The following is a 16425-nucleotide window of genomic DNA, read 5'->3' on the forward strand; positions in this document are numbered from 1 at the left end:
CTTTTCATATAAGAAAAGAAACAATCACTGATTAGGACTGGCACTTAGTTGAAAGCGGATTGAGAAAACAGTCCCCTCATCCCCGGTTTTTATATCTATTTCGGCATGATGTCGTTTGGCAACACTGTAGCAGATCGCCAAACCTAATCCAGTTCCTGTCTCCTTTGTTGTAAAGAAAGGTGTTCCTAATTTTTGTAGGACTTCCGGGCTAATGCCATGTCCTTGATCTTTTATCTCTAAAATGACGGCCTGTTTTTCTGTATATGTTTTGATTGTAAGTTTTCCGTTAGACGACATGGCATCCAGCCCATTTAGAGCAATATTTAGAACCAGTTGACGAATTTCTTTCTGATCGATGAATATATCCGGACACTGATTTAACTCCAGCTTAACATGTTTGCTAGCCCGAAAGGCTTCTGCTTGAATTAATGGAGATAATGCTTCAAGGATCGTATTTAAGTTTTGCTTTTTCTTCACACTGACCTTGTTTTTGGCTAGATTAAGAAATTCTGTGATAATGGAGTTCGCCCTTGTTAATTCTTCTAACATCAAATCAATGATTTCTGTTGATAAATTTGCGCTGTCATTCCTTGATAATTGTAAAAACCCTTGAACAGTAGTCATAGGATTTCTAATTTCATGGGCGATTCCTGCTGCCATCTCACCGATTAAATTCAAACGGTCTAAGCGAGACATCTCTTTCTCTAGGTGAACGGTTTCTGTAATATCTGTTAAAACAATGAGTGTACATGGTTCAGGATGGATATCAATCATTTCAGTCGATAATAGTCCGTCGCGAATATCGCCGTTTTTCGTCTTATAGCTAATTTTCTTATTACGAATTTTCAAATCTAGATTGATAGGTTTTCCTGTGGATTCATCGATAAAATTCTTAACATTTATTTTGTGATTTTCCAACTCTTCCATGCTATAACCTGTAAAGTTTAACCAACTAGTATTTACTTCAATAAAGGTTAAATTCTTCTGAGAAAAAATCGCCATTAAACAGGGACTAGATTCAAAGATTTTACGAAATCTTTCTTGGGAACGGTACAGATGGCTGGCAATCCTTTCTCGTTCCTCTATCTCATTTTGCAGCCTCTCATTAGCCCTTAACAGTTCTTCCGTTCGTTTTTCTACCATTTGTTCCATATTATTGAATTGAAGTTTCTTAATCTCTTCAATCTGCTTTCTTTCTGTGACATTTCGAATGCTGCAAACAAAGAGGTGTTGCTTTTCAATGGTGGTTTCACCAATTAGAATATCCGCATAAAAGTGACTTTCATCTTTCCGAGCAGCTACCGATTCTATCACTCTTCCTACAGATTCTTTTATTGAAGTGAAGAATGAAAACGAAGAAGCCTGGACACCCGTTCCCATCCACTCTTTAAAAAGCCCCACTACATGGCTGCCGGTTAATTCCTCAGGACTGTATCCAAACATGCTTTTTACAGCAGGATTTACTGATAATATAAACCCTTGATCGTCAAACGTGAGGATCGTATCAACAATGGTTTCACCAATTGCCTTAGATAATGCCTCTGTCCGACGTAAATTTAAGGTGGTTCTATCTAGCCTTTTATTCATTTCATTCAGTTCAACTATACGTTCTCGATCGGTTTGAACGATATTTTCTTGATGATTTTGATGAATTTTTACAAATTGTTCAATTTTATATTTCAATGTTTTGGGATTAAAGGGTTTCATAATATAATCGATGGCCCCGACTGAATACCCTTCATGCACATGTTCCATATCAAAACTAATGGCTGTTATAAAAATGATGGGAATATGTCTGGTTTTTTCTCTGGCCTTAATAAGCTTCGCTGTTTCAAAACCATTTAGCCCAGGCATTTGTACATCCAGTAAAATAACAGCAAAATCTTGTTTTAGCATACACTTTAACGCTTCTTTACCTGAATTCGCGCTAACCAAGTGATAATTGGGAGATGTAAGTACAGCTTTCAATGCTAATAGATTTTCAGGATGATCATCCACCATTAATATATTTACCTTATTAGAATGGGGACTAGTTAACTTTTCGATAGAGTTTTTCTGATCCGTCAAATTCTCCGTAACAGTGTTCATAACTTGTAAATTTTATCCCCTCTCTTATACCCAACCCAAGAAACCCTGCTGGGCTTAGGCTTTTATATAGTAACGTGTGGACATGATTTTGAAGATCCTTATTAAAATAGATTAAGACATTACGGCATATAATAATATCAAACTCGTTAAATGATTGGTCTGTTACTAAATTATGCTGGGCAAAGACTACATTTTTTTGCAAAAAGGGATGGAAAAATACTTTATCATCTACTGCCTTATAATATTCCGAAAAGGCCCTTTTCCCGTCTGCCTCGATATAATTTTTAGTGTAGAGCTGCATCCTGTCTAATGGAAAGGTCCCTTGCTTCGCCTTTTCTAAAACACATTTGTTAATATCAGTAGCAAATATTCTCGTTTTTTCGTAAATCTCTTCTTCATGCAAAAGAATAGCCATCGAATAGACCTCTTCTCCTGTAGAACAGCCAACATGCCAAATTCGAATTTCAGGATAATCCCTTACTACCGGGATGATCTTTGTTCGGAATGTCTTAAAAAATGAAGGATCCCGAAACATCTCTGTTACATTAATCGAGAAATCCGAAAGCAATTCCCCCATAACAACTGGATCACGAAGTACCTTTTCCTGAAGCGCAGATATACTAGGCAGATTTTCCTTACGAACACGATGGTTAATTCTCCTTTGGATGAAAGGAAAGGCATAGTTTCGAAAATCATAACCATAAAATCGAAATACGGCTTCAAGTAGTAAATCGATTTCTATTCTTTCTATCTCATCTGTATCCATCTGTAGAATATTAGGTTTCTTTATCAAAATCTCTACCCCTCCTTACTATACAACCATACTTGCATTAAGGAAAATAACTGGTCTAAGTTGATCGGCTTACTGATATAATCCGTTGCTCCCGCCTCTAAACATTCTTCTCGGCTGCGTTTCATTGCCTTAGCCGTGAGAGCGATGATTGGTATGGTTTGAAATTCAGTCATTTGACGAATGCGCCGCATTGCTTCAAACCCATCCATCTCAGGCATCATAATGTCCATTAAAACGAGGTCTGTTTCTGGGTTTTCCTTTAATACTTCAATTCCCTCACGGCCATTTTCTGCTACAATGATATCCATTTCAAACTTCTCAAGCGCGATGGTTAAGGCATACACATTTCGTATATCATCATCCACAATGAGAATTTTCTTGTTTTTCAAAGAAGAAATCCCCTCTTGTTTTATTGGGCCTTCTATATCTTTCAGAGAATCATCCTCATAAAGACTTATGGCGGCTTCTTCAAAAGCAGTATTTTCTACTATATGGCTGTTTGTTTGAATGAATGGCAAATATAAAGTGAAGGTGCTTCCATATCCCTTCGTACTACTTACCTCTATATATCCACCTAATAGCTGGGCCATTTCGCGACTAATGGATAGTCCTAATCCAGTCCCGCCATATTGACGACTTGTCGTTCCATCTGCTTGTTTAAAGGCATCAAATATCGTTTTTTGTTTGTCTTTATCAATGCCGATGCCTGTATCAATAACGGAGAAAGCAAGCATCGCTTGCTCTCGGGAACCTCCCTCAATAAGCTCCCCACTGACGTCTTTTCTTTCCCTCCGTATATCTAATGATACACTGCCACGTTCAGTAAACTTAAACGCATTAGAAAGGAGGTTTTTTAAAATTTGCTGTAACCGTTGTTCATCTGTATAGACAGTCCCTGCTAAACTCGGTTGCATCTTAATTGAAAACTGTACATTTTTTTGAATCGCAAGAGGGGCAAATTGTCTTTCGATAAAATCTTGAACATCATGAAGATTTACCTCTTTTGGATTTACATCTAATTTTCCTGACTCCACTTTCGCCAAATCTAATACATCATTGATTAATAGAAGTAAATCATTACCAGATGAGTAGATGGTGCGGATATACTCCACCTGTTCAACGGTAAGATTTCCATCCCCATTTTCAGCAAGTATTTGCGCTAAAATTAGTAAACTATTAAGTGGCGTTCTTAACTCGTGTGACATATTGGCTAGAAACTCGGATTTATATTGTGAGCTGAGCTCTAATTGTTGCGCTTTTTCTTCAAGATCCTCTCTCACCTTTTCAATTTCCCTGTTCTTTTGTTCAGAGGCTATATACTGCTCCTCAAGTTTTTCATTCGTCGTCCTTAATTCCTCTTGTTGTAACTGCAGTTCTTCTGATTGAGCTTGGAGTTCTTCTGTCAATGCTTGTGATTCTTGCAATAATCTTTCTGCTTTCATATGGCTCACAATACTGTTTATTTTGATACCAATATTATGAATAACTGCTTCCAATAACTTTACCTGCAGGGGACTAAAAGACTCAAATGAAGCAATTTCCATGACAGCTTGTACTTCATTTTCAAATTGAATCGGTAAAATCATAATATTTTTGGGTGATCCTGCTCCTGTGCCTGATCCTATTTTTACGTAATGGTCTGGAACATTGGTGAGTAAAATAGAACGTTTTTCAAGGGCGCATTGTCCGATAAGTCCCTCTCCAATACGAAACCGCATATAATCTTTATTATCATCTAGCGAAGCATAGGCCGATATCTTCTTTAAATACTGCTCTCTCTCTTCCACTTCCTTAACATAGAAAACTCCGCAACTTGCTCCCACCATTGGAACAAGCTTAGTAATTAATAATTCCGCTAACATAGAAACAGTTTCTACTTCAGGATAGATGGTGGCTATTTCAGCAATTTTCGCATTGAGCCAACTTTGATCTTCTGCTTCTTCTTTTAATTGTTTCTCTAGTTTACTTTGTTCCTCTAGGGCATGGGCCATTTTATTAAATGAAACAGCAATTTCAGCCAATTCACCTTTAGAGGAAATCTTAATTCGGGGTAATGAACTAAAATCACTTGTGATCGCACTTTTCATCACTTCTGTTATTTTGTTAAGATTATTTGTGATACCTCTAATAATCCAAATCGTGAACACAATCCCAATACATAAGGCAATGGCAAGATAAATGTATATGATGGTGACAGCCCAGTTGTATGTGTCTTTAGATCTTAATAGTTCATCTTTCATCTTTTGTTCTTGCAATCCATAGAGAAGATCGGCAATTTGAATCATTCTTTGACTAATCAGTTCAGAATCCGTCCAAAAATCAGCCGGAATTTCCATTTCCCTATTTAGTTTTTTGGCTGTCAAAGCCTGTTGACCCATATATAAATACTGGTCATGCAAGGTTTTAAATTTTGCAATCAGTTCCTTCGATTTCTCCTGCTTGTCCATTTTTTCTAGTGATTCTATCGCAGATTGCAATTTTGTATGGGAATCTTCCCAAGAATTCGCTGCATCTAATTGGATATCTTTACCTCGAACAGTTAACATCGAGGTTAGTTCTAGACCTATTCTCGAAGTCTCGTATTTAATCTCGGAAGCCATTTCGATTCTTTCATTTAAATCATTTACAACAATGTTCATATTAACTGTCGTTTGTTTGAGCATGTTCATTAAAATAACCGCGATGATAAAAAATAACACTAGTAATGACCCAATGCTTGTATAGAGCTTTGTTTTAAATTTCATAAGACCTCCTTAATTCCTAACGTCTTTTAACTGTTTAATTGTTTATCGAATTATATTTATTGGAAAAAATAGAATATTTCAATCGCTAAATCTTTCTATTAAACTTACATATTTTTTAATTTTACTTTATGTCATTATTATCGTCTAGATAATCTTTTAATTATAGGTTGTGTTATACTTGTCTGTTGATTTCCGAACAAGCGCTGCGCTGTTGAAGAGATTTTTGGGAGTTAATTAAAACATTCGAAAATATGATTTATTTCACATACAAATAAGTCCTGATATTTTAGAATATTCTTTAAAAATAGAAATCAGGTGAAGGAATGACTTGGATAAAAGGAAATTCAAATGTGAAACAGTTGATCGATTCATTAAGTTCGCTGGGTGTGAAATGCCTTTTTGGCTGTACAGGCCAAGAGGCTTTGCTTTCGAAAAACACAAAAATTCGTTATGTTCAGATGCAGCACGAACAAGCGGCGGTTCATGCTGCTGATGGTTTTGCGCGGGCTACAGGCAGACCTGGTGTCGTCCTGCTAACAACTGCTTCAGGAATTACCAATAGCATAACAGGAATTGCAACGGCCTATTGCGACTCGGTTCCGTTGGTCATCATTGCCGGGCAAATAGAGGATCAAACCCTTCATACCAATTGCGAAGCGTTTCAGGAATTAAACATTTCCGGACTTACCATGGCAATATTGAAGCACACGTTAAAAGTAAACTCTACCGAATGTATTCAAAAAGCTCTTAAGTATGCCGTAAATATTGCTGTTGATGGAAGACCTGGGCCTGTTTTACTTGAACTCACTACAGATACCTCGTTGAATGAAACAAAGAATCACCGTTTTGTTCAAACAAAAGCTAGACGGGAATCCTTAGAAAATTCAATCGAAATGGCCAAGCGTTTAATTGAAACGGCTAGAAAGCCAGTGATTTTCGTTGGGGGCGGGGTTATTGCTTCAGGAGGGGCAGATTCCTTAAGAGAGGTTGTAAAACTGACTCGTATCCCAGTCGTCAGCTCGCTTATGGGGATTGGTTCCATCGAAGCAAGTAACCCGTTTTACCTAGGGATGCTCGGAATGCATGGGACATTTGCAGCGAATAAAGCGGTCCATCATTGCGACCTGTTAATTAGTATTGGGGCACGTTTCAGTGACCGGGTAACAGGAAGAATTAGTGGCTTTTCACCCTCGTCGAAAAAGATTCATGTCGATATCGACCCTGCTGAAATCAATAAAATCATCCCTGTTGATTTACCGATTGTCAGCGATGCCAAAGAGTTTCTTAATAAATTGAAGCATCAATTAGATGATCGAAAAATTAATGAAAATGCAGGAAATTGGATCAGTGAAGCGATGGAATGGAAACGGACGGTCCCTCGTTTTGATCGATCCAATAGTGTCCTTAGCCCCCAGTCAGTTATTCGGCTGTTAAGTGACCATTCCACTAAGGATACTGTGGTCGTAACCGATGTGGGCCAGCATCAAATATGGACTGCCCATCATTATGCATTTACCCGGCCGAGGACTCTGATTACATCTGGCGGTTTAGGGACCATGGGCTACGGTCTGCCTGCGGCGATTGGTGCTGCGGCTGCTATACCGGGAAGGCCTGTCATTTGTGTCTCAGGCGATGGCAGCTTTCAGATGAATCTTCAGGAATTGATTACAGCTGTAAAGTATCAGCTGCCGTTAAAAATCGCCATTCTAAATAATGGCTATCTTGGCATGGTGCGTCAATGGCAAGAACTGTTTTATCAGCGCCGCTATTCACAGGTTAAAGTGTGTTCACCGAATTTCGCTCAATTGGCTCAGGCCTATGGTGTAGCAGGGTTTAGCGCCCAGACTGAAGAAGAAGCCAAGCAAGTCATTTCGGAGGCATTTCAGAAGACCGGACCCGTTCTCATCGAATTTAATATTATGGAAGAAGAAAACGTCTATCCAATGGTGCCCCCTAATCATAACAACCATCAAACCATCCTCTCAAGATAGAAAAAACGCCAGCCCATTGAAATAATTCAATGAGCTGGCGTTTTTAAGATTATAAAATGAAGATATGTTCATTTTATATTTATTAGACATTAAATTTTTCTTTTTCAACAATATCCTTAACAATGTCTTCAATAGTTACATTTCCGAGTACCTTTTCCATTGCTAATTGAGCCGTTGTCAATATAGGAGTAATAGAATCTTGAATGTTCCTTCCCACAGGGCAATTGGGGTGTGAGTTTTCATGGACACTAAACAATTCTTTTTCCTGGACTACGTCTACCGCCTTATAAACGTCAAGCAATGTTATATATGATGGTTCCTTTGCTAGTTTTGCTCCTGCAATACCTGGTTGTACGACAATTAACCCAGCTTTTTTTAACATCCCCATAATTTTTCTTATCAAGGTGGGGTTCGTGTTTACGCTGTCTGCTAAAAATTCCGATGAGCTGGTCCCCTCTTTATTTAATTCAATAAGAGCCAATATATGAATACCCACGGAAAATCGGCTGCTGATTGACATTTCATTCACCTTCTTACTATTTGATCACAATTATTGCATAATACATGTATTTAATTTGATTACAGCTTATTATACCTTAAAATTCATAAAAAATAAAAAAGGTAGATAAAATCGTTGACAAAAATCTTGGATGTATCTATTATGAATACAGGTATTCGAATTAGATACAAGAAAACATTGATTTTAGGTAAGCTATTAAAAATAATTGGAGGTAACGATCAATGAAAATATTAGTTACTGGCGCAACAGGGAAATTGGGGACAAAAGTGGTCGAGGCATTATTGAAAAATGTACCAGCAAATCAACTAGCTGTAAGTGTTCGTAACCCAGAGAAAGCAGAAGGATTACGGGCTCGTGGAGTAGAGGTTCGTCAGGGAGATTTTGATCGCCCAGACACATTGGATGCCGCTTTTTCAGGAATTGATCGGCTATTAATGATTTCTGCAGACGGGGACAATGAAACCAGAATTAGACAGCATACGAATGCAGTTGCTGCAGCAGAGCGTGCTGGAGTTAAATTTATTGCTTATACTAGCCTAGCCAACGCAGCAGAAAGTAAAAACTTCCTTGCTCCAACGCATAAAGCAACAGAAGAAGCTATATTAAAAACAGGCATACCTTATTCATTCTTACGGAACAATTGGTACTTAGAGAATGAAAGTTCAAGTATTCAGGGCGTACTTGCAGGAGCCCCTTGGGTTACTTCAGCAGGATCAGGAAAAGTTGGCTGGGCATTGCAACAAGATTATGCAGAAGCAGCAGCAGTGGTCTTATCAGGTACAGGGCACGAAAACACTATTTACGAACTTTCTGGCAAGTTATTGACCCAGGAAGAAATGGCATCAGCAGTTGGAACTGTATTGGGTAAAGAAGTCCCTGTGCACCAAGTCGATGATTCCACTTACGCTGACATTATGAAAGGGGCTGGCGTACCAGAATTCCTGCTTCCTTTTCTTGTTGATATCCAAAAAGGCATTCTAGAAGGTACACTAGCAGTGGAGAGCAACGATTTTGAGAAACTTCTTGGACGTCCTGCTACACCAATTAGTGTGGGCTTAACTCAGATCGTTAAAAGTATCTCTTAAACAGGTTATTTGAAACTAATTAAAAAACCGACCATTCACGATTAAAGAGTGGTCGGTTTTTGCTTTAAGTGATTTCCAGTCATTTCAGATCGATTTTACAAAATCAATAAATGTATCAACTTTACTATCTAAGAAACTAAGTGTCCCTTCATCCACCAACTGACCTGTTTGATCATCAAACTTCTGACTCGCTTGGCCAATCAATATTTCATTTCCACCTGGCGGCAGGATCTTAGCCTGAATACCAGGTGCTGCTAGAATCTCACGTAAGTGCATTTGAGCACGAACCGTTCCGAGCTTGCCCATGGTCACTCCTAATGCCATCACAGGTTTACCAATGAAAACCTTGTCTACTCTTGAAGCCCAATCTAACGCGTTCTTTAACACACCAGGAATGGACCAATTGAATTCTGGAGTAATAATGAGAACCCCATCAGCACTTGCGATTGCCTCCTTAAATTCCTTTACAGATTGTGGTGGGTTATTCTCCTCGTCTTGGTCAAAATATGGGAGAGAACGGATATCAGCGATTTCAATCTCCATTTTATCCTCGTAACGGTCTTGGATTGTTTTTGCTAGATGCATGTTATACGATTCTTTTCTTAAGCTACCTACAATTGCCACAATTTTCATGATAAACCTCCAAAGTATTATTAATTATCATATTTTTCACTATAGTTAATCGTAAATATTTCTACAACATTCTTGCTTGCGGAAATTCCAAATAATGTATTTATTATCACTTCAGTTGTAGATTGCTGCTAAGTTCCAGCTCACTTGAATCAATATTTTGATACTCAGTTTCTAATTCACTCAAAGTCCATTCATAGAGATGTTTATTATTTTTTTTGTAAATTCCGAACCTAATGAGTTCATTTATTAAATATTGCCTTTTTTGATGAGCAGAAATTCGTTTGATTTTTTTCATAAAGAAGGCTAACAACTCCTTTCCACAAATGCAATTATAAATGACAATTTTTAATAATTTGTCGATTGAGCGTGTATTTAATGACTTTTAAAGAAATTGTCAGTCACCTTTAATAAAAGACAAAAAGTTGCCTTTTTTGTTACGATTGAAATTAACTTTTAATCAAATGTAATGTGATCGCAAACCTTAAAAGTTTTATGTATAGTACCCAAAATTAACCTTTTAACACAAATATTTTTCTACAAATAGGAATTGTAATATTGATTTACCGTCTTAATTTGTCCTTTAAAGAAGGAATTTTCCATTTCTTCATGAAATTTGAGGATTAATGTAGATAAGTTTTTTAACGTAATTGCAGGAGAAATACCTCTCGGTACAAAAATAGTAAAGAAGACGAAACGGATGTCTAACGAATAAGTTGAAAGGTGGTCATTTTGCTTGAATATGGAATTAACCCTACAACAGATCGTCGAAGGTCTACCAAAGTCTTTATTAAATGCAACGGATCGGGATTTGGAAGGCTTCCAAAAAATTATCGAAGAAACAATAAAATTAAGAGAAGGACATCGAAACTTACAAAAGATGGTTAAAAGCTTCTCAACCTCTACGATTCAGCGAAGCTAAAATTAAATATACTAATCAATGAAGAAGGTGAAATTCACCTTCTTTTTTTTCGCTCTTTATTAAAAGACATTTTCAAACGAAAACAATCCGGCTCAATTCTGAGCCGGATTGTTTCAATTATTTAAGGGGTGTAAACTGTGTGACTTTAAATACATCAACATTAATATATGCACTTTTTGCAGCTTTAGTCTTTTTGCCCGTTGCTACAATTTTTATTTTATGTGCTTTATTGGCAAGATTTTGCTTCTCAAAAACTTTCGCTTTGTACTTGTGGCTTGTAGAGTACAGGTCGATTCGCTTTACTTTTACACCGTCAATGTAAATATCAGCTTTTCCCATATTCTTATATTTTAACGCATAAAGTGCAATTCCAGTTCCAGTAAATGAGTATTCAAGTGATCCAGAATTCCCCTTTGTTTGATGAATCGTGCCTCCGGAAGCTTTCGTATACTTCGGTTTAATCCAAGAACCTGAATATTTAATAGTAGAAACTGTATTTTCAATTGATTTCGTTGTTTGAACCGAAACAGTTATGCTATATTGACCGGACCCTTTTATAGCAGCGGGGACGATATAATACAGTCCTGATTTCGTTGGTTTAAATACGATTTTTTCAACGGATGCAGTACCATTTGATTTTTTCAAGGCAGATGTACCATAAATAGTAGATGTGCCTATATTGAATAACGAAAGGTCAAAATTGGTCCCTGAAGGTCCCGTTAAAGTAATTTCATAGGTTTTTCCCTGATCTAATCGTTTGGACCAAACATCATTAACATCTTTAGTTACCGTATTTAAACTTCCTTTTACGGAACCTGCCATTGGTAAACTTCCTTTGATATCATCATCGTAAACGTAAGAGATAGCCGGTGAAAAAGGAGTTTCCATTTTATCATTTGTATTAATGACTACCGCGTAGTTATAGGATTTTCTTGGCATTGCAGTGGTATCCGTAAAACTTGCTCCAGCTACAGACTTTGCAATTTGTACGTAGTCTGCTTGTGAGGTCTCCTTGCGATAAATGCTGTAGGATTGGGCCCATTTTACAGCACCCCATGAAATAACAGGAGCTTTCTTGTTCCTATCATACGACGCTTGTAAGGTAACAGGATTACTACTCACGATTAACTTATCTAGATTAATCCCGGAAGCACTTTTTCTTGAAGCAGGATCGCTTTTTCCGGTCCAGACAATTTTTACCGTGTGTCTGCCATAGGATAAAAAGTCTTTTTTATAGATTGATTGTTTTGCTTTAAACGCACTTGCATAAAGCGATGGAGAGGCAATTTTTGTACCGTCTATATAAATATCGGCAATCCCTTGTGTTGGATCTTTAAATCCTTGCCACTCAAAGCTGTATCCCACAAAAGAGAAGTTAACTTCCCCTTTTGTATTTAGAGCCATTGCCGATTCCCCTGAATATTCTGGGTTAAATACAGGCATCCATTCCCCCAAGAAAGTCATGGAGTTTGAATCATCTTCATATGATCCTCCAAAATTACCAGTGTATAACTTATAGTCTCCTGCACCTTTGTAGGCGTAAACATTAACAAAATAAATTCCTGTTTTAGGTGCAGTAAATTTAATTGATTCATTGGATGTATTTACATTCTCTGAGAAGGCAACCATTCCATTCGTATTATTTATACTCATGGCTGATTCATCGTACACATATAAATCAAAATCGGTACCTGTTTTGCTATTTAGAGAGAGCGAAAGTGCCTCCCCTTCTTTTAAGGACAATGCGAACACATCGTTTTTATCTGTTACCGCATTCAGGGTGTCGTTTGTAACGCTTTTTTCCAACGGAATTCCTGGAGTTTCACTATCATCAAAGTGATCAAGATTCACAGTACTTACAAGTTTCCCACTTTTCACAAATCCTTTTAGTGCATTTTGGTTCTTTCCTTTTGTACTAGTATACAGCTTTAACATTTCTGGTGACATGCTTGGACGTAATCCAAGTAGCATAGCCGCGGTGCCAGTTGTATGAGGCGCGGCCATAGACGTTCCGCTATAGTAATCATATGCCTGTGTATAATCAGAAACATATTTCGTGTTGATGATTGTTTTATTTAGATCATTGGAAGTAACAAAATCAGCAAAGTAGTAAGGCGTATCAAATCTATCCACATCATATTTACTATTTTCATAGATACCACCAGATAAACCTTCAACATCCAAACCTGGTCCTATATCCGCAAAAACATTTAAATGCAAATAATCCTTAACGAATGGGGATTTCTCTTGACCAGAAAGTGCATTCTGTCCAGTTAATAGCAATTTCCCGCCACCAGATAGGTATGTTTTTAACAGATCGGTATCTTTGGGTGTTAAGGTGGTTCCATCCTCAGAGAAGAAACCTAGACCGTTTCCTGTAAACCAAATGACCCCATCATAGGCAGATAAGTCACTACTGTTCAGGTTATCAGATAGAGAAGAATTAGAACTAACCTTAACCGTTTGGACTGAAGTATGATTAGCCGTTAGTTTTTGATAAATAGGCAAATAGTTTTTAAATAAGGCGCGAAGTTCAGGCTCGTCCTTAAATATGTCTGCCAGATCACTTTCATCATCTTGGACAAGAAGAATCTTACTAGACGAATCCCCCAATTCTAAATAACTTAAGGCCTTGTCAAAAGCTTCTTGTCTTTGTGCCTCGGAAATTTTTTCGTACCCGATTCCATCAAAGATCGCCTTATAGTTGTCCCCGGCGACTTGTGCTGATGCGCCTGGCTGAGTAATATTCAATGCTTTTGTCAGTTCATCCAATGGGAATTTAGGGACTGTACTTAAAATGTCCACGCCAGGTGCAGCCACATCCACAGATTCGTAGCCATAATTGGAGAAGGGAGCTAGGATTCCCTTGTTATCGACTGCAGCAACCGATAATATATTTGCACTTTCAAAGCTTGCAGGATATGCTCCACCCTCATCATTATCCAATCCATCATTCCCTGCAGCGGCGACAAATAAAGTACCGCTATTTGCGATGGCTTCTTCGAGTAATGGGTCGTATTCTTCCCCGCCCCAGCTGTTATTGGTTATTTTTACGCCCATCGTTTTCGCATAGGCAATGGCCTCGATGGCATCCGCTGTTGTTCCCCCATCAGGACCTAAAAATTTTATCGGTAAGATTCTCACGTTTGGAGCGACACCCACAACTCCTTTATTAGTAGTTTTAGGGTCTGTTCCCTCTAGAGCAGCAGCAATCGTCCCGGAGACATGTGTGCCGTGTTCATCCCCATCAAGTGGATCATAGACCGTGTTATCATCATTATAAAAATCCCACCCATGGATATCGTCAATATAACCATTGTGGTCATCGTCTACATTTGGTGCACCATTTAACTCTTTTGTGTTTGTCCAAATTTCCCCTGCTAAGTCAGGGTGATTGATATCCACGCCCGTATCAATGACACCGACCACCACTTCTGGTAGGGATGAACCAAATTTGTTCCATCCTTCAGGTGCATCTACATCTATATCTTTTAATCCATTTATCTCTTTTATAGGCTGTCCAGAATTCTCCAAGCCCCATAATTGATCATAATAGTTAGGAGCGTTATTGATGTCAGAAGGATAATATTTGTAGTTTGGTTGTACGGATTCAACCGTTGAATCTTTTTTTAGAGTATTTATGTATTCATTCGTACTCTGACCAGCAGGGATTTTTACAACCTCTGCATTTAGAGATTTAAATTTTTTCGTTGATTTTAGTGAAAACTTCTTTTGAAGTGTACTGATTTCCCCACTAGTCACTTTTTTCTTATATTTAATAATTAACTCGCCAGATTCGTATTTATTTTTACTCTGTGAATCTTCCTTTTGCAATTTCCTCTTAATCTCTGTTACTAGTTTACTCTGTGTCTTCTGGCTAATAGAAGCTTTGTTGTTCTTTGTCTCTACTTTCTTCATTTGGCTTTTTCTGAGCATTTTACTAGAGTTAATCTGATTATCACCCGTTATGACCTTTGTTGGTCCTGTTTGCGCTGCCACATGCCCTGTTCCTGCGAAGATGGTTGATGCTAACAAAAAGGCAGATACCGGTAAAGATATAAGTGTTTTTTTCTTCATTCATGCACCTCTTCTTACTAGATTTATAGAAAATATTATCTATACTAGAAGAATTATACAATATTTTCCTATCAATATATAGTATATATTTCATACGACAAATTTCTTGCTAATATGTCGAAAATAGTACTATAGTATTATTTTTAAATAATAAAAATCCGGCCCCATTACTGAGCCGAATCGCTTACGATTGCTTTAATTCTAACTTTCTAGCGACTAGTGACAAGGCGTAATTCACAATAAAGTACATGAGCGCCATGATGATAAAAACAGGTATCACATACGAGCCCTTTTGCGCGTATATGATTTGTCCGTTGTGTAATAAATCCGGCAAGGCAATGACGACAGCTAACGATGTATCTTTGAGCAGTGAAATAAATTGACTTACGATGGGTGGAACCATCCTTCTCAGCGCCTGCGGCAGGATGATGTACCGTAATGTCTGGATGTACGTCAATCCAGATGCCCGTCCTGCTTCAATCTGGCCTTTTTCAATCGAATTTAAGCCGCCTCGGATAATTTCTGATATCATCGCAGATTCAAAAACAGTCAAAGAAGCAATGGCTGCCGTCGATATCTCCATTTCAAGTCCAATTTCCGGCAAAGCGAAATAGGTAAAGAAAATAATGAGCAGCAACGGCAGGTTCCGAATGGTCTCGACAACTAGAGCCAATAATTTAGAAACCACGGGAATCCGCGCATATCTTAACGTCCCAATGAGACCGCCAATCACAAAGCTGAGCACTATGGAAATGGCTGCAACCTTTAGAGTGACCGCAAATCCCTCGAGTAAAAATTTAAAATGGTCCAGGGTATATACTTCAACGAACGGTGCTAGAAATTCCAACTCTGCACCTCCTTAATGACTTCGAGCCATGCGTTTTTCTAAAAATCCTACACCAAGACTTAAGGGGATTGTTAAAATTAAATAAAAGAAAGCAACAAGAATATAGGTATCAAAGGTGACGTATGTCTTTGCCGAAATTAGATCCCCTTGATACATTAAATCTCCTCCTGCGACAACGGCTAATAAGGATGAATTTTTCACTAGATTGATAAATTGATTGCCAAGTGAAGGGATGACGATTTTAATAGCTTGAGGAAGAACCACCAGTCTCATTGCCTGGCCATAACTCAATCCTGTCGAGCGGGCGGCTTCCATTTGTCCTTTTGGGACTGACATAATTCCAGCACGGATCGCTTCTGCAATGAAAGCAGCCGTATAAATCGTCAGACCGATCGTTCCAGCAGTCATCCCTCCAAAGTTTCCAGCCAAATAAGTGAAAAAGATAATCACCAGCACAGGGATATTACGGATAAATTCAACATAGGCCGTGCCCAGCCAGTTAAGGGGTTTGACTGGAGCCATGCGCAGGACAGCGATCAATGTCCCCCCAATGAAACTGGATAGTAGGGCGATTAGGCTCGAGATAATCGTTATTTTTAATCCTTGTAAAAATGCATCAAGATTATCGGTTAGTATCGAGAAATCCAGCAAATGTTCACCTCCTCATAAAACAGGATGAGGAGGACCATACTCTTGAAAGCAGGCTGCTACCCATCCTGAAGAGAAAC

Annotated in this window: 12 protein-coding genes; 3 read left to right on the forward strand and 9 right to left on the reverse strand. The window is 38.1% G+C overall.

The annotated features are described in order from the left end of the window. Positions 1 to 24: 24 nt before the first annotated feature. The 3 genes from M3610_RS21560 to M3610_RS21570 are packed head-to-tail and all read right to left on the reverse strand — an operon-like array spanning position 25 to position 5625. Positions 25 to 2088 carry a PAS domain S-box protein gene (locus M3610_RS21560; protein ID WP_251462441.1) on the reverse strand — a complete coding sequence of 688 codons (2064 nt, stop codon included), beginning with the start codon at positions 2086 to 2088 and terminating at the stop codon, positions 25 to 27. Beyond that, on the reverse strand, positions 2030 to 2854 hold the full coding sequence (locus tag M3610_RS21565) for a CheR family methyltransferase (RefSeq protein ID WP_251462529.1): 825 nt from the start codon (positions 2852 to 2854) through the stop codon (positions 2030 to 2032). The genes M3610_RS21560 and M3610_RS21565 overlap by 59 nt, the downstream gene beginning before the upstream one ends. A 32-nt stretch (positions 2855 to 2886) precedes the next feature. Beyond that, positions 2887 to 5625: a hybrid sensor histidine kinase/response regulator gene (locus M3610_RS21570; protein ID WP_251462456.1), complete on the reverse strand. Its 2739-nt coding sequence runs from the start codon at positions 5623 to 5625 to the stop codon at positions 2887 to 2889. A 323-nt stretch (positions 5626 to 5948) separates the two neighbouring features. Between M3610_RS21570 and ilvB the strand changes: the two genes are divergently transcribed. Continuing rightward, positions 5949 to 7616 (forward strand): biosynthetic-type acetolactate synthase large subunit, encoded by a 1668-nt coding sequence (gene ilvB, locus M3610_RS21575; RefSeq protein WP_251462459.1) that lies wholly within the window; start codon positions 5949 to 5951, stop codon positions 7614 to 7616. 82 nt (positions 7617 to 7698) lie between these two features. Here the strand turns inward: ilvB and M3610_RS21580 are convergent, their stop codons facing one another. Continuing rightward, the gene (locus M3610_RS21580; protein ID WP_251462462.1) at positions 7699 to 8136 is read right to left on the reverse strand and encodes an Rrf2 family transcriptional regulator; all 438 of its coding nucleotides are present in this window, start codon (positions 8134 to 8136) and stop codon (positions 7699 to 7701) included. A gap of 221 nt (positions 8137 to 8357) precedes the next feature. Here M3610_RS21580 and M3610_RS21585 point away from each other — a divergent pair, with 221 nt between their 5' ends. Next, the gene (locus M3610_RS21585; RefSeq protein WP_251462465.1) at positions 8358 to 9221 is read left to right on the forward strand and encodes an SDR family oxidoreductase; all 864 of its coding nucleotides are present in this window, start codon (positions 8358 to 8360) and stop codon (positions 9219 to 9221) included. A gap of 84 nt (positions 9222 to 9305) precedes the next feature. Here the strand turns inward: M3610_RS21585 and M3610_RS21590 are convergent, their stop codons facing one another. Then, positions 9306 to 9854 (reverse strand): NADPH-dependent FMN reductase, encoded by a 549-nt coding sequence (locus M3610_RS21590; RefSeq protein WP_251462467.1) that lies wholly within the window; start codon positions 9852 to 9854, stop codon positions 9306 to 9308. 106 nt (positions 9855 to 9960) lie between these two features. Then, a complete protein-coding gene (locus tag M3610_RS21595; RefSeq protein ID WP_251462470.1) occupies positions 9961 to 10149 on the reverse strand; it encodes a Fur-regulated basic protein FbpA in 189 nt (62 codons plus the stop codon). A gap of 438 nt (positions 10150 to 10587) precedes the next feature. Here M3610_RS21595 and M3610_RS21600 point away from each other — a divergent pair, with 438 nt between their 5' ends. After that, positions 10588 to 10773 carry a hypothetical protein gene (locus tag M3610_RS21600; RefSeq protein WP_144548516.1) on the forward strand — a complete coding sequence of 62 codons (186 nt, stop codon included), beginning with the start codon at positions 10588 to 10590 and terminating at the stop codon, positions 10771 to 10773. Positions 10774 to 10890: 117 nt separating this feature from the next. On the opposite strand, the gene M3610_RS21605 is transcribed toward M3610_RS21600, so the two are convergent. From M3610_RS21605 to M3610_RS21615, 3 genes are all read right to left on the reverse strand, one after another. Continuing rightward, positions 10891 to 14850, reverse strand: a complete 3960-nt coding sequence (locus M3610_RS21605; RefSeq protein ID WP_251462472.1) for a S8 family serine peptidase — start codon at positions 14848 to 14850, stop codon at positions 10891 to 10893. A 184-nt stretch (positions 14851 to 15034) separates the two neighbouring features. Continuing rightward, a complete protein-coding gene (locus M3610_RS21610; RefSeq protein WP_251462474.1) occupies positions 15035 to 15697 on the reverse strand; it encodes an amino acid ABC transporter permease in 663 nt (220 codons plus the stop codon). A 12-nt stretch (positions 15698 to 15709) separates the two neighbouring features. Then, entirely contained in the window at positions 15710 to 16348 is a 639-nt protein-coding gene (locus tag M3610_RS21615) for an amino acid ABC transporter permease (protein ID WP_251462477.1), read from the reverse strand. Positions 16349 to 16425: the final 77 nt, after the last annotated feature.

This window comes from Neobacillus sp. MER 74, from assembly GCF_023714155.1.